We start from the raw sequence: 13,800 nt of genomic DNA on the forward strand, positions 1-13,800 counted from the left end.
AAAATTCAAGATTCCATTGTACTCCTGCGTTGGGGAATATGCTGCACCGCGAGAATTGCCTACTATAATTTCATTTCAAGACGCAAACTAAACGTTGTATAAGTTTTATTTGTAACGTAATCAAGACGATTAACTCCACCAAGATTCACTTCTGTGCTCGTTACATAGTCATTCGCACGAAAATTATTGACAGATAGACGCAACTGTAAATCCGGGTTGAATTTCCATAAACCATAGATATCGATCTGGCGCTTTAAACCAGTAAAGTTAAGCTGCGTATCAGTACTTTGTGTGTCATAACCTGGTGTGATGTTGAGATTCCCACCCAGGGTCAGAGGAATACCAGCAATCCGATAATCCAGGCCGATATTTCCAGTGTAAGGCGGCTGCTGATCAATCTTGTTGTAAGGTCCTTGGATATCATCCACACTGGACCAGAAACGGCTGTAATTACTCCGGAAATCGATCGCAGGGCCTTCCGGGAAAAATTCCTGCAATTGGAATTTTGCTTCGAGCTCAATACCCTTAGTGGTAGCCTGACCGATATTCATCGGAGAAGATACCCAACGCTGCCCACCAGGTTCATTGACCAATTGCGTGGTTCTTCGCATCAAGTCATTAATATTTCTGACGAAGAAATTGGCACTCAACAAGCCAGCACGACTGAGATAGTGCTCAAAAGCGATGTCGATGCCTTTCGATAATTCCGGCTTCAACAGAGGGTTACCAATACGATCAGGGCGAGTCGGGCTATTCAAATTGGAGATGCTTGGAATCGCAATTAAATCGTTCAACACCGGCGCCCGGTAGGTCGTCGCATAGCTCATCCTGATTTGATTTTTGGACTCACCCGGAATGCGCCAAACCATATGCGCTATCGGACTCCAGACGATACTACTATTTCCAACATCCATTCCGGCGAGAGAACTGGATGTTTTTATCCCCTCCCAACGCAAACCCGCGTAGGCTGATACTTCCGCGCTCAAATCCACTTCGTCCTGCGCAAACACGGCAAAACGCTTAGTACTGGCCGTTAAATCATCGCCGGAATCCTGAAACTGCGGCTTGCCGTTGCTCAAAGAAACGCTGCTCTGGTCGCGCTTTCCAAACTCCATTTCCCAACCAACAGCAAAGGTCTGCCCTTCACCAATAGGGGCGGTGTATTTGCCACCGTTATTGAGTGTTTTGTCGATGGTGCTATTCGACACAGTCACAACTGCAACCGGATTACTATTCACATCCAATTGATTACTTAGTGATGAACTTTCCATCTTGCCGTAACCACCACCAAATCTCACTGCGAGTTTCGCATTGTCGTCAAATTTATGCTGCCAGTTGCCAAAACTTCGTATAAACGTTGTATCGGCGGTGCCACTGTTATTTGCAATCGCATAAGCGGGTGGTTCTATTGCCGTTGGTGAACGATATACCTGATCAACCAGACTAACGCCGTCAGAAACACTATGTGATCGCATGATGAAAGGTTGAAACATCAACGTATCGCCATTCTCGAACTTATAGTTCAAGCGCGGTGTAAAGTGAATTCCAGTAGTCTGACGATGCGTTTCATCGTATTCGTTTTGCAGCAAATTTGGCGTACCGTCAGCCGCTGTTTCTATGGAGTTAGTGGTACTCTGATCGCGCTGCTTATTTTGAAATACCGAAGCGTTGAGGGCGTAACTTAAATTCCCGATTTCTCCCGGATAAGAAATCGACACATTTGGCGCCAGCCGATTTTGCTCAGAACTCAAGCTCGCTTTTAGCTCTACGTTTTTTTGCTTGTAATCTTCACGTAAAACAATATTGATCGTACCAGCAATTGCTTGGGTACTATATTCAGCAACAGCACCACGAATTACCTCGATACGTTCTACCTGATCAGGGGACAATGAGTCCATCGAGAAACCACGCGGTGCACGTTCGCCGTTAATGAGAATTTGCGTGTAACCATTTCCCATACCACGCATGCGAATGTCGCCCCCGCGTCCCGGCCTCCCTCCAATGGTCACACCCGGTAAGCGTTTGAGCACTTCGCCCAAACTTGTATCACCATTCCTATCCAGTTCTTCACGTCCAAAAATCAACTTTGCTGCTGTAGATTGGCGGCGAGCATCATCATCCGTACGCCCGCCATCAATAACAACTCTTTGGATATTGTCATTCTTCAGCGCTTCGTTCTTCTTTAATCGATTAGCATTTTTAGATTTTTGTTCCACACTTGAATTAGTGCCTTCTTTTTCATCACTTGTCGATGGCACTGATACAGCTGCTTGGTCGGTTTGGGTGACCTGAATAGTCTGACCATGCGCATTTTCCAAAAGAGAAAATGCACTCAAAATACTCAGGGTCAACGTAGAAATTTGAAATGGAAGACGCATGGGATAGAATCACAAAATGATGAACACGTCAGGTCGCGAGTGACGCGAATAGTCAGCAGCATTCTATTTTCAATCAATCGCAAAAACCAGTTATAGACTTGATGTTTTTGTATGAAAATGAAACATCACACTACCCACGTTACTTTCCGATACGGATTGCATCAGAAGGCAGTAAAGCGCTGCTGATGATCACCAAATAAGTTACAAAAAAGAGCCCGCCACTTGAAAGTTGGCGGGCTCTTTTAAATAAAAATGGCTAGCTAGAATTAAAAATTAAAATTAAAAATTTTAATCTCTCGGATTTGCGAGGTTTAAATTTAACTGCGAACGTAATAAATCTTCAGACTCAGCACGTGGGTTATTACGAGCAGCCTCAAGTTTATCAAGATAACTTGCCGACACATCACCAGTAACATAGAATCCGTCAAAGCAAGATGCCTCGATATTTTGAAGACGTGGATTCACATCCGAAATAGAACGCTTCATTGCTGACACGTCTTGATATACCAAAGCGTCGGCTGTGATCTCACGACACACCTCTTCATCTGAGCGACCAAAAGCAATCAACTCACTGCGAGTCGGCATATCGATACCGTATACGTTAGGGAATTTAACTGGTGGCGCAGCAGAAGCAAAGATAACGCGTTTAGCACCAGACTCACGCGCCATCTGAACAATCTCACGGCTCGTGGTACCACGCACAATAGAATCATCTACCAGCAAGACACTTTTGCCTTTGAATTCCGAACCAATTGCATTCAATTTCTGACGCACTGATTTACGACGAACGGCCTGACCTGGCATCATAAACGTACGACCGATATAGCGATTTTTGATAAAGCCTTCGCGATAATCGAGATTCAGCTTCAACGCCAATTCCATCGCGGAAGGACGAGAAGAGTCAGGAATTGGCATGACCACATCGATCTCACCGTCACGGAATTGATTGCGTACTTTCTCAGCCAGATATTCACCCATCTTCAAACGTGTCAGATAAACCGAAGCACCATCAATAATGGAATCAGGACGAGCAAGATAAACATATTCAAATGCACAAGGATTGAGACTAGGATTATCTGCGCACTGTTGATTGTACAGATTGCCTTCAAGGTCAATAAACAAGGCTTCGCCCGGCTCTACATCACGCAAGAATTTAAAGCCCAGACCTTCCAGCGCAACTGATTCGCTGGCGACCATGTATTCAGTGCCATTCTCGTTTTGAGATACACCGATACACAATGGACGAATACCAAATGGATCACGGAATGCGAGCAGACCATAACCAGCGATTTGCGCCACTACCGCGTATGAACCGCGAACACGACGGTGTAACATGGACACAGCACGGAATAAGCATTCTGGATCGAGCGAATACCCACTTGTCACTTCTTGAATCTGATGCGCAAGAATATTCAGCAACACTTCCGAGTCTGAATCCGTATTCAAATGACGGCGGTCATTTTTAAATAATTCGATTTTGAGTTCGACTGCATTCGTCAAGTTGCCATTATGAGCAAGCACAATACCAAATGGCGCATTGACGTAGAACGGTTGCGCCTCTTCTTCGCTGGTAGAACCAGCAGTAGGATAGCGAACCTGACCTATACCAATATTACCTGGCAATGAGCGCATGTTGCGCGTGCGGAACACGTCACGCACCAGACCATTGGCTTTATGCATTGCAAATTTACTGCCGTGACTGGTGGCGATACCAGCAGCATCCTGACCGCGATGCTGCAATAACAACAATGCGTCATACAGTAATTGATTGACGGGACCATTTGAAACTACACCGACGATGCCACACATGGTGGACTCCTAAAAAGACAAGTTAAAACCGGACATGACTGGAAATAGACGCTGGCAAAAATGGGATCACTGTCTGAGCCGCTGTTTCTGCCATGGGACTAAATAATGCATCTTTCCAAAAAGCTTGTTGCGGCATCGTGGTCATTCCACACACTAAAACGCCAGCTAACACCAACACGCATCCGCGTGCCAAACCAAATAATCCTCCCAGTCCGCGATCTGCCAGCGACAAACCCGCTGCATTAATCACCGCGTTGACTGCCATCATCACCAAGGCCATCAACAACCTGACGCCGATAAACAAAGCAATAAACGCCACAATCAAACGAATGATTTGTCCCGGAAACACCGCCGGCAACCAACCTGCCAGCAATTCGCTATAAGCGTTTGCCACAACGAAGGCAACGACCCAACTGACTAATGACAAAATTTCTTTGATCAAACCACGCATCATGCTAATAACTACTGAACACACTAAGATCAAAATAACAATGTAATCAAATAAGGTCACGACACAGCATCCAGTTTAGTTCGGTACCAAGCTACCGTTCAAGCCTAACTTCACCAATTTTGCACGCATTTTATCGGCCTCTTCTTTCGACTCAAATGGGCCTACCCGGATACGGATTTTGTCACCTGAGGATGTCGCCACCTTTTGGGTATACGACTTAATACTTGCTGCCTTCAATTTAGATTGCAACTCATCAACTTTTTCTTGGGTTGCCAGTGCAGCAACCTGCACTACATAGGAAGAATGTTCAACATCTGTCGTCTTAGCAGCCGTTTTTGCTGGGCTTTTACCTTCCAGGATTGCCATGGCACGAGCCGCATCATCACCCGCTGCAGTCTTATTGGATTTGGTGGTATCTGCTTTATTTTCAAGCTTTACTTCAGCTTTGGCGTCGACTTTGGGGTCAGCCTTAACATCAAGCTTAGAAGGCACCTTGGCATCTGTTTTAGCATCTGTTTTAGCTTCTATCTTAGGTTCTGGTTTGGCATCGTTTTTGGAGTCAGTCAACTTATTAACTGTCTTCACTTCAGTCTTCGGCAGCGTGACTGTGTCTGCTTTATCCGTCTTGTGTACTGATACATCTTGGGTACTGAGCTTCTTTTCAGGTACCGATGTCTTCTGATCAGCTTTTAAAGAAGATTTTTCAGTCGCTGGACTGATGGGATCAATGATTTCTTCGTTTGGATCAACGTCAACCAGATTGGGCTTGCGCGGCGGCGCAGGTTCGGCGGGCTTAGTCGCATCAGCAAGCTGCATTTTGTCTTTGGAGGGAATACGAATGTCAATATCATCTGGCAAAGGTTTAGGCTCAGAATCAAACAACATCGGCAAACCGATGATCGCTGCCAACGCTAAAGCAACTGCACCAATCAAACGTCTTCTGGCACGCTTCTTTTCAGGCAAAACAGGATCATCAACCTTGCTTTTCCGTGTATTTTCAGATTTTTTGCCACGCGAGCGTGATGCAATACTATCCTCTTCAGAACGAGAACGGAATTCACCGCTGTCGTGGCTGTCGGACGTTTCCTTCTTTTGTTTAAAACGCGAGAGCAAACCCATGTGCAAATATCTGGTTGGTTGGCGTTATTCACCGCCGGATACTCCTGAATGATGATGAGTAACCGAAGCAAATAACGCAAAATCACATCAATGCAGTGCAGACCTTCTGGCGCGTAAAACACCGGCGACCGTCAGGAAAGAACCAAAGACCACTATTCTATCATTTTCACCGGCTTTGCTCATGGCATCTGCATAGGCTTCTTCAGGAGAATTGTAGGTTGCGACCGTTTTTTCCGGATCTGCCAGGGCACCTGCAGCGATCACCTTCTCTTTTAGTTGCAAAGCACTGGCAGCACGAGGCAACGGTAAATCGCACACATGCCAATGATCAACCTTACCTTTGAGTTGCTCAACCACACCCTCGATATCCTTATCGAGCATCGAGCCAAACACGGCATAGGTATATGCGTGAAAACCCATGTTATCCAGGTTTTGCGATAGCGTTGCAGCTGCATGCGGATTATGTGCGACATCGAGTACCACTGTCGGACGGCCGGGCATCACCTGGAAACGACCTGGCAAATCGACCATCACTAAACCAGTCCGTACTTCCTGCGCACTGACTGGCAAAACATCACGTAATGCCTCCAGTGCAGCCAAGACTGCTGAAGCATTCAGTAATTGATTCGCACCACGCAAGCTTGGATATGCCAAAGAATTGCGACGCTGAGTACGTCCGGCAAAATTCCACTGCTGCTTATCGCCGTTATAGTTAAAATCGCGCCCAAACAGCCATAGATCAGCGCCAACAGCGTTAGCGTGATCGATTAAGGACTGTGGCGGAAGTGGATCACCGCAAATTGCCGATTTGCCAGGGCGGAAAATACCAGCTTTTTCAAAGCCAATCTTTTCACGGGTATCACCAAGATATTCGATATGATCAATATCAATACTGGTCACGATAGAGACGTTTGCATCAATGACATTGACAGCATCAAGACGGCCACCCAAGCCAACTTCGAGTATCACGACATCCAGATTCGCATCAGCCAGTAACTTGCAAATCGCCAGCGTGGTGAATTCAAAATACGTCAAAGACGTATCTTCACGTTTTGCTTCCACCTCCGAAAACGTATCAATAAATATCTGATCACCGACGTTCTCACCATTGATACGGGCACGCTCATTGAAATCAAGGAAGTGTGGCTTGCTATACAAACCAACGCGATAACCAGCCTTTAACAAGACAGCCTCGAGCATGGCACAGGTAGAACCTTTGCCATTGGTGCCCGCAACCATGATGACCGGACATTTAAATTCAATATCCAGGCGTTTTTTGACGGAAGCGACGCGCTCCAGCCCCATATCAATTTCTTTTGAATGACGTGTTTCTAGAAGTGCCAACCATTCTGGCAGTGTTGCTGGTATTTTGGACATAGGATAAAAAAAGCCCGAAATAAACTAGTTCGGGCTTTTGGAAAATAAATAAATAAATTAAGAAACAGCTTCAGCAGGCTGATTCTGCAACAAGGCCAACAAACGTGCGATTTCTTCACGCATTTTACGACGATCAACGATCATATCAATTGCACCTTTTTGCAACAGGAATTCAGAACGCTGGAAGCCTTCAGGCAATTTTTCACGCACAGTGTTTTCGATCACACGCGGGCCAGCAAAACCGATCAAGGCTTTTGGCTCACCAATAACAACGTCACCAAGAAACGCAAACGATGCAGAAACACCACCCATCGTCGGATCAGTCAATACTGAAATAAATGGCAGACGTTTTTCTGACAATTTAGTCAGCATTGCCGTAGTTTTCGCCATTTGCATCAAGGACAACAAGCCCTCTTGCATGCGTGCGCCACCGGTCGCTGTGAAACAGATGAACGGTACTTTTTGTTCCAAAGCGGCCTGAACACCACGTGCAAAGCGCTCGCCGACCACAGAACCCATAGAACCGCCCATGAATTCGAACTCAAAACAAGCAGCAACCACAGGCACAGACATGATAGAACCACCCATGACGATCAACGCATCCGTCTCGCCAGTGGTCTCCAACGCGTCTTTCAGACGATCTGGGTATTTTTTACTGTCTTTGAATTTGAGCGTATCAATCGGCATGACTTCTTGCCCAATTTCATAACGGCCGCCAGCATCAAGCAAAGCATCCAGACGTTCACGTGCACCGATGCGCATGTGATGGCTGCACTTTGGACAGACATGGATATTCGCTTCCAGATCCGAACGATACAGCACTGCTTCGCAAGATGGGCATTTCACCCACAGACCCTCAGGGATAGATTTACGATTTGCAGATTCTGAGCGCTGTATGCGCGGTGGTAACAACTTTTCTAACCAACTCATGTTTTCTCCTCTTTGCAGCCAACGTACCTATTTGCACATCGACAACTGATTCAATCTGGCTCAACAACCCACCAGATGACTATGGCGCGTATTTTACCCGTCCAAAGCCTGTCTGACACCAGAAATAAAACTTTTAACTGCGGCAACGCCATTTTCGGGCGCCGAATTTTCTAATTCCTGAATAATCCGCGAACCGATCACTACCGCATCAGACACACTAGCAATCGCCTTGGCCGTAGCCCCGTCACGAATACCAAAACCCACGCCTACCGGCACTTTGACGTGCTTTTTGATACGCGGAATCATATCTGCAACAGCGTCTAAATCCAGATTACCTGAACCTGTAACACCTTTCAATGATACATAGTACACGTAACCACTGGCAATTTTACCAACCAGCTCAATTCGCTCATCGGTCGACGTTGGCGCCAGCAAAAAGATGGTATCCATCCCATTTTTTTGCATTTTGGCAGCAAATTCCTCACATTCTTCAGGAGGATAATCAACGACCAGCACACCATCAACGCCCGCTTCTGCGGCTTCGGCAATAAACAAATCTTGCCCCATGCGCTCAATAGGATTGGCATACCCCATCAGCACAACCGGCGTTTTTTGATTGTTTACTCTAAATTCGCGGACGAATTGTAATACATGACGCAAACCAACTCCAAATTTCAATGCACGTTCGGATGCGCGTTGGATGACCGGACCATCCGCCATTGGGTCAGAAAATGGCACGCCAAGCTCAATAATATCGGCGCCGCCTTCGACCAGTGCATGCATTAAGGGAACCGTCATTTGTGGCGAAGGATCACCGGCCGTGATAAATGGGATCAAGCCTTTTTTTTGTTGTGCGGCTAAGCTAGCCAGCGTATTTTGTATTTTTGACATAAACGTATCGCTTTAGGATGTAATTCAGACAGGCAGAAGGAACATAGCAAGCCCCATTCCAATATTTACACCTCGTAAAATACTCCCCTCCTGTATATTTTTTCACCCCTTACACTGCATAGACATATAAGGTAAAAATAAAATTAGCATGGGGAGTATCTAAAAATCACCGTAGAAGTGCAAATAATGGTGCAAGAATTTAAAGTTTTAATCCTGCACGTTCGGCAACGGTATGCATATCCTTATCGCCACGACCGGATAAATTCGCCAAAATGATTTTATCTTTCGGCAACGTAGCTGCAAGTTTGCACGCATAGGCGAGCGCATGACTCGACTCTAAGGCGGGGATAATGCCCTCGATACGACAGCAATCATGAAACGCCTGCAGCGCCTCTTCATCAGTAATGCCGACATATTGCGCCCTGCCACTATCCTTCAACCACGCATGCTCAGGACCGACACCCGGATAATCCAGGCCAGCAGAAACAGAATGAGTCTCAATGACCTGCCCGTTTTCATCTTGCAGTAAATAGGTACGATTGCCATGCAAAACACCAGGTGAGCCTGCAGTCAAAGAGGCTGAATGACGACCAGTTTCCATCCCTTCACCCGCCGCTTCCACGCCAACCAATTGGGTTTGAACCTGATCGATGTAAGGATAAAAGATTCCCATTGCATTTGAACCGCCGCCAACGCAAGCAATGACATAATCAGGCTGGCGTCCGGTTTGCTCCGGCATTTGCCATAAACATTCCTCGCCGATCACTGCCTGAAAATCACGCACCATCATAGGATAAGGATGCGGCCCTGCAACGGTCCCGATGATATAAAACGTATTTTCGACATTGGTCACCCAATCGCGCATCGCTTCGTTGAGGGCGTCTTTGAGGGTTTTTGAGCCAGATTCCACAGGCACAACCGTCGCGCCTAGCAATTTCATGCGGTACACATTTTGCGCCTGACGCTTAACGTCTTCCGACCCCATGTAGACCACGCATTCCAGCCCAAAACGTGCGCAAATGGTCGCCGTGGCAACGCCATGCTGACCGGCGCCGGTCTCAGCAATCACACGCGGCTTACCCATACGCTTGGCCAACAAAGCCTGACCGATTACATTGTTGATTTTGTGCGCACCGGTGTGATTTAAATCTTCACGTTTGAAATAAATTTGCGCACCGCCCATCATTTCTGACCAGCGTTTTGCGTGGTAAACCGGTGACGGACGACCCACGAAATATTTCAATTCACTTCGATACTCTTCCAAAAACGCCGGATCGTGTTGATAACGGGCGTAAGCGTCTTTAAGCTCAGTCAACGCATGCGTCAACGTCTCAGACACAAACGTTCCGCCATATTGACCAAAATGTCCACGTGCGTCAGGCAAGTGATAGCCTGCAGATTGGTATAACTCTTGTGGAACGGCGCTTGTATTTGCCAATGCGCTCAGGCCAGAAATGCCTGCGCTTGATAAGTTTTTCATACTATTCCTTTGACGAAGCCAATCAGGACAGCGCCTGACTGCTTACAGATAATTGATCCGCCTCACGTACCGCGTTGATAAACGCGTGTACTTTCGATTCATCCTTGATACCTTTTGCCAATTCGACACCACTACTGATGTCCACGGCAAAAGGCCGCACCTGACTAACTGCGCCAGTCGCGTTGTGTACGCTCAAGCCACCACTTAAAACGACCCGAGGCGCGAGCTCTTTTGGGATGAGAGACCAATCAAAAACCTTTCCACTACCGCCGTAACCTTCTACAAAGGTGTCGAGCAATAAACCATGAAACAAAGGACTTGCAGCACGATATGCTGCCTCCCATTCTAACAAATCATTGGCGGTTGTGTCAGGCTTGACACGAAATGCCTTCAAAAATGGCCGATTAACGGCTGCGGCCAGGCTGGCGCACTGCTGCGGTGTCTCATCACCATGAAACTGCAAAAGTTGCACTGGAGCTTGAGCCACTATCTCCCGCAATTCAGTTTCAGACACATTGACGAACAATCCAACACTAATCACAAACGGCGGCATTGCGCACAACAACTCCGCCGCCTGCATCGGATTTACATAGCGCGGACTCGGCGGATAAAACACAAAACCCAGTGCATCCACCCCGGCCACCGTCACCATTTTCACATCCGCCACGGTAGTAATCCCACATACTTTTATTCTGGTTCTGTGCTGCATGAGAAAGAAACCCCCAAAAATTAAATTCATCTGCCACAACTTTACGCAACCCGACAAAAATTGCATACAAAAGCTCAACTATTTACCATTTATCACAATGCAAAGACATCAAGTTCTGCGACAATCTCGGACACATTCATGACAACTCTGAAGCAGGCTTATGACAACGATTTCCTCGCATCAAGATCACAGCAAGAACATCACGCATCTATTCGGACTCAATATTCATCGCATGCGATTTGATGAGGCTAGTCAGCATTTGCTTGATGTCGCGACGCAACGCGACCATCTGAGTCGCATCGTCGTCACGCCGAACGTCGATCACATCGTCAAACTCGAACCCCAAGCCGAGTTCAAAGCACTATACGCCACTTCGGATTATATCTTCGCAGACGGCATGCCAATCGTGTGGGCCAGCAAAATGTGTCCGCAAGCTCTGCCAGAACGGGTCACAGGTGCCGATTTATTCGTTTCTCTTTGCAAAGGAAGCATCGCTAAAGGCGCGTCCATTTTTATTCTTGGCGGCATGCCTGGCCAGGAATCGGAGTTACTAAACTCTTTTGCCAGAGTTTATCCCGGCCTGAAAGTCAATATTTTTTGCCCTTCTATGCAATTCACACCGGATGGCGCTGAGGCTGACCAGGCGATAAAGCTGATACAAGAAACTCAACCTAATATTTTATTTGTTTGCCTCGGCATGCCCAAGCAGGAGTATTTTGCATTCAGATACAAGCGTGAACAAACCAGCAATAACGTACCTTTAATTCTATGCGTTGGCGCTGCGATGGAATTTGCACTAGGCCAAAAAAAGCGCGCCCCGCTATGGATGCAAAAAATCGGCATGGAATGGTTTTGGCGACTCGCCAGCGAGCCACGCCGACTATGGCAACGTTATACGATACAGGGATCAAAATTTTTCAGCATATTGCTCAGAGAACGAAAAAAACACAAATAAAATGCTCCCAACAAGCAACAACAAGACCCACACTTACGCTCACACCCATCGTCAATGCTTCACAGGATCAGTGCTTGTCATTTCGCAGCGCTGATCTTGTGAGATGCCCTTTTCTACAAAATTTTTGGCATGCTGTATAAAACAGGATGGCGCGACCCACAGAGTGAAATGCGGCGCACCAATCACACTGACTATACTGATCGCGCTGGCTTGCACTGTTTTCCTGATTGCATCAACATGATTTAGCGCACCTTCATAGGAAGTTTTTGGATCGAGAGTGCCACTAAAAACCAACATCGGCGGCAATTGTTGAGGTAGTTTGCCAAAGTATTTATCGTGCGAATACGTTGGCAAAGCTGGTTCAATCAGCATTTCTGGCAGACGGCTTGTAAACAATAGCCCTTGCTCTTCTTGCCTGAGTTCAGGAAGGCTCAACTTTGGTCGCAAATTATTTTCCGAAGTACTGATAATGCTAACTAAAGGAATAGAAGGAGTAAGCTGAGGAAAATCACCCAATGATGAACCTGCTTGTTTCATAATGCTCATAACGGACTGCAATTCAACATTTCCTCCGTGCGCCAGATCCTTTATCAAAAATGGTATTCGCGCTCGCGCCTTTGGTATATCAAGCAAACTCCCAAAAAAATGCTTGAGGTTCTTGCCTGGCACTTGAGCGACTAACTCCGGTTGTTTCTGCGCCGCAGCCAAGAGATGAACATAGCTTTGCTCTGCACTCTCCCCTAGCATTGAATGACATTCGGGCTGCACATCGCATTCAGCCAGGACTTTGCGTCCAACTTCATCTACTAAATGTGAACGATGGCTTAAATCCCACTTAAGATCAGTTTGCATCGGTACAAGTGAATCAAGTATCACGCCATTGACTGCAAGTGGCCCAATTTGCAGCGCACGCAAGATCAATTGCGTACCGTAGGAGACTCCATACAAATACACTGGCTTGTGCTTATCTGACTCAGCGATCAGGTGACGCAAATCATAAGCTGCGTTGGTGATGGTAAATACTTTGACCAAATCAGGATGCGTCAGTATCCGCTTAAAACACGTCCCCCACTCTGCACCAACCAATGACATACCGCCTGGACTTTCACTCCCCTCTTCAAGCGGACAAAGCCGGGTTGAATATCCAGTTCCACGATGATCAGGCAAGATCAGATCGAAGTCAGGAAAGCTCTGGCGCAACACACTTACCATCGCGTACAAGGATGCACCAGACTCACCAGGACCGCCCGACACCAACCAGACAGTACCCTTTGATTGACCGGGAGCCGGGAATTTACGCACAAATATGCTGATTTCCTTTGTTGAATCAATGTCCAGAGATGCCGGCACCTCCGTATATGAAAGCGGTAATGACGTTGTTTTACACAAGCTACCCGCCAGTCCAGCAATGCTTGTCGCATCCTGACAGGGGGTAAACTCAGTAGCATAAACGGGACTCAACATCATCATGCTCGCAAATCCGATCACGAGCATCTTCACGAGATTTTTCATTACCTACCCTTCGCTAGTATTTATTTTTTAGACAATTATAAACTTTGCAAAGTTACTTCAGTAATTGATATTTTCAGGCAACATGCATCAGCCTTCATCACACACAACAACTCGGTCTATCGATCACGACAACGGATTAGTGTCCAGATAGACAAAAGCCGCGCTTCATAAAAAGAGCGGCTTTCGCTT

The 13,800-nt window shown here is 46.7% G+C and carries 11 protein-coding genes; 1 reads left to right on the top strand and 10 read right to left on the bottom strand.

Annotation, left to right across the window (positions count from 1 at the left end; translation table 11 throughout):
- Nucleotides 1-62: 62 nt before the first annotated feature.
- The 9 genes from ACO0KY_RS06825 to ACO0KY_RS06865 form a co-directional block, all read right to left on the bottom strand.
- Entirely contained in the window at nucleotides 63-2,378 is a 2,316-nt protein-coding gene (locus ACO0KY_RS06825) for a TonB-dependent receptor plug domain-containing protein (RefSeq protein ID WP_423044984.1), read from the bottom strand.
- A gap of 288 nt (nucleotides 2,379-2,666) precedes the next feature.
- A complete protein-coding gene (purF, locus tag ACO0KY_RS06830; protein WP_423044985.1) occupies nucleotides 2,667-4,187 on the bottom strand; it encodes an amidophosphoribosyltransferase in 1,521 nt (506 codons plus the stop codon).
- 22 nt (nucleotides 4,188-4,209) lie between these two features.
- Nucleotides 4,210-4,698: a CvpA family protein gene (locus ACO0KY_RS06835; protein WP_186912224.1), complete on the bottom strand. Its 489-nt coding sequence runs from the start codon at nucleotides 4,696-4,698 to the stop codon at nucleotides 4,210-4,212.
- Between the two features lie 15 nt (nucleotides 4,699-4,713).
- Nucleotides 4,714-5,757, bottom strand: coding sequence for an SPOR domain-containing protein (locus ACO0KY_RS06840; RefSeq protein WP_423044986.1), 1,044 nt, complete (start codon nucleotides 5,755-5,757; stop codon nucleotides 4,714-4,716).
- A gap of 87 nt (nucleotides 5,758-5,844) precedes the next feature.
- Nucleotides 5,845-7,134 carry a bifunctional tetrahydrofolate synthase/dihydrofolate synthase gene (folC, locus tag ACO0KY_RS06845; protein ID WP_423044987.1) on the bottom strand — a complete coding sequence of 430 codons (1,290 nt, stop codon included), beginning with the start codon at nucleotides 7,132-7,134 and terminating at the stop codon, nucleotides 5,845-5,847.
- Between the two features lie 57 nt (nucleotides 7,135-7,191).
- A complete protein-coding gene (accD, locus tag ACO0KY_RS06850; RefSeq protein ID WP_186912227.1) occupies nucleotides 7,192-8,064 on the bottom strand; it encodes an acetyl-CoA carboxylase, carboxyltransferase subunit beta in 873 nt (290 codons plus the stop codon).
- Nucleotides 8,065-8,157: 93 nt separating this feature from the next.
- The gene (trpA, locus tag ACO0KY_RS06855; protein ID WP_423044988.1) at nucleotides 8,158-8,955 is read right to left on the bottom strand and encodes a tryptophan synthase subunit alpha; all 798 of its coding nucleotides are present in this window, start codon (nucleotides 8,953-8,955) and stop codon (nucleotides 8,158-8,160) included.
- 199 nt (nucleotides 8,956-9,154) lie between these two features.
- Entirely contained in the window at nucleotides 9,155-10,435 is a 1,281-nt protein-coding gene (gene trpB, locus ACO0KY_RS06860; RefSeq protein WP_423044989.1) for a tryptophan synthase subunit beta, read from the bottom strand.
- 22 nt (nucleotides 10,436-10,457) lie between these two features.
- A complete protein-coding gene (locus ACO0KY_RS06865) occupies nucleotides 10,458-11,144 on the bottom strand; it encodes a phosphoribosylanthranilate isomerase (protein ID WP_423044990.1) in 687 nt (228 codons plus the stop codon).
- A gap of 160 nt (nucleotides 11,145-11,304) precedes the next feature.
- Between ACO0KY_RS06865 and ACO0KY_RS06870 the strand changes: the two genes are divergently transcribed.
- Complete coding sequence (locus ACO0KY_RS06870; RefSeq protein ID WP_423044991.1) at nucleotides 11,305-12,099, top strand: WecB/TagA/CpsF family glycosyltransferase; 795 nt, start codon at nucleotides 11,305-11,307, stop codon at nucleotides 12,097-12,099.
- A 51-nt stretch (nucleotides 12,100-12,150) separates the two neighbouring features.
- On the opposite strand, the gene ACO0KY_RS06875 is transcribed toward ACO0KY_RS06870, so the two are convergent.
- Complete coding sequence (locus ACO0KY_RS06875; RefSeq protein ID WP_423044992.1) at nucleotides 12,151-13,611, bottom strand: alpha/beta fold hydrolase; 1,461 nt, start codon at nucleotides 13,609-13,611, stop codon at nucleotides 12,151-12,153.
- Nucleotides 13,612-13,800 lie beyond the last annotated feature (189 nt).

Source organism: Undibacterium sp. Dicai25W, from assembly GCF_049340505.1.
GTDB lineage: Bacteria > Pseudomonadota > Gammaproteobacteria > Burkholderiales > Burkholderiaceae_D > Undibacterium > Undibacterium jejuense.

Excerpts from the sequence above, each read along its gene's own strand:
- ACO0KY_RS06825 (WP_423044984.1), bottom strand. The coding sequence starts at position 2,378 with ATGCGTCTTCCATTTCAAATTTCTACGTTGACCCTGAGTATTTTGAGT.
- purF (WP_423044985.1), bottom strand. The coding sequence starts at position 4,187 with ATGTGTGGCATCGTCGGTGTAGTTTCAAATGGTCCCGTCAATCAATTA.
- ACO0KY_RS06840 (WP_423044986.1), bottom strand. The coding sequence starts at position 5,757 with ATGGGTTTGCTCTCGCGTTTTAAACAAAAGAAGGAAACGTCCGACAGC.
- folC (WP_423044987.1), bottom strand. The coding sequence starts at position 7,134 with ATGTCCAAAATACCAGCAACACTGCCAGAATGGTTGGCACTTCTAGAA.
- accD (WP_186912227.1), bottom strand. The coding sequence starts at position 8,064 with ATGAGTTGGTTAGAAAAGTTGTTACCACCGCGCATACAGCGCTCAGAA.
- trpA (WP_423044988.1), bottom strand. The coding sequence starts at position 8,955 with ATGTCAAAAATACAAAATACGCTGGCTAGCTTAGCCGCACAACAAAAA.
- trpB (WP_423044989.1), bottom strand. The coding sequence starts at position 10,435 with ATGAAAAACTTATCAAGCGCAGGCATTTCTGGCCTGAGCGCATTGGCA.
- ACO0KY_RS06865 (WP_423044990.1), bottom strand. The coding sequence starts at position 11,144 with ATGCAGCACAGAACCAGAATAAAAGTATGTGGGATTACTACCGTGGCG.
- ACO0KY_RS06870 (WP_423044991.1), top strand. The coding sequence starts at position 11,305 with ATGACAACGATTTCCTCGCATCAAGATCACAGCAAGAACATCACGCAT.
- ACO0KY_RS06875 (WP_423044992.1), bottom strand. The coding sequence starts at position 13,611 with ATGAAAAATCTCGTGAAGATGCTCGTGATCGGATTTGCGAGCATGATG.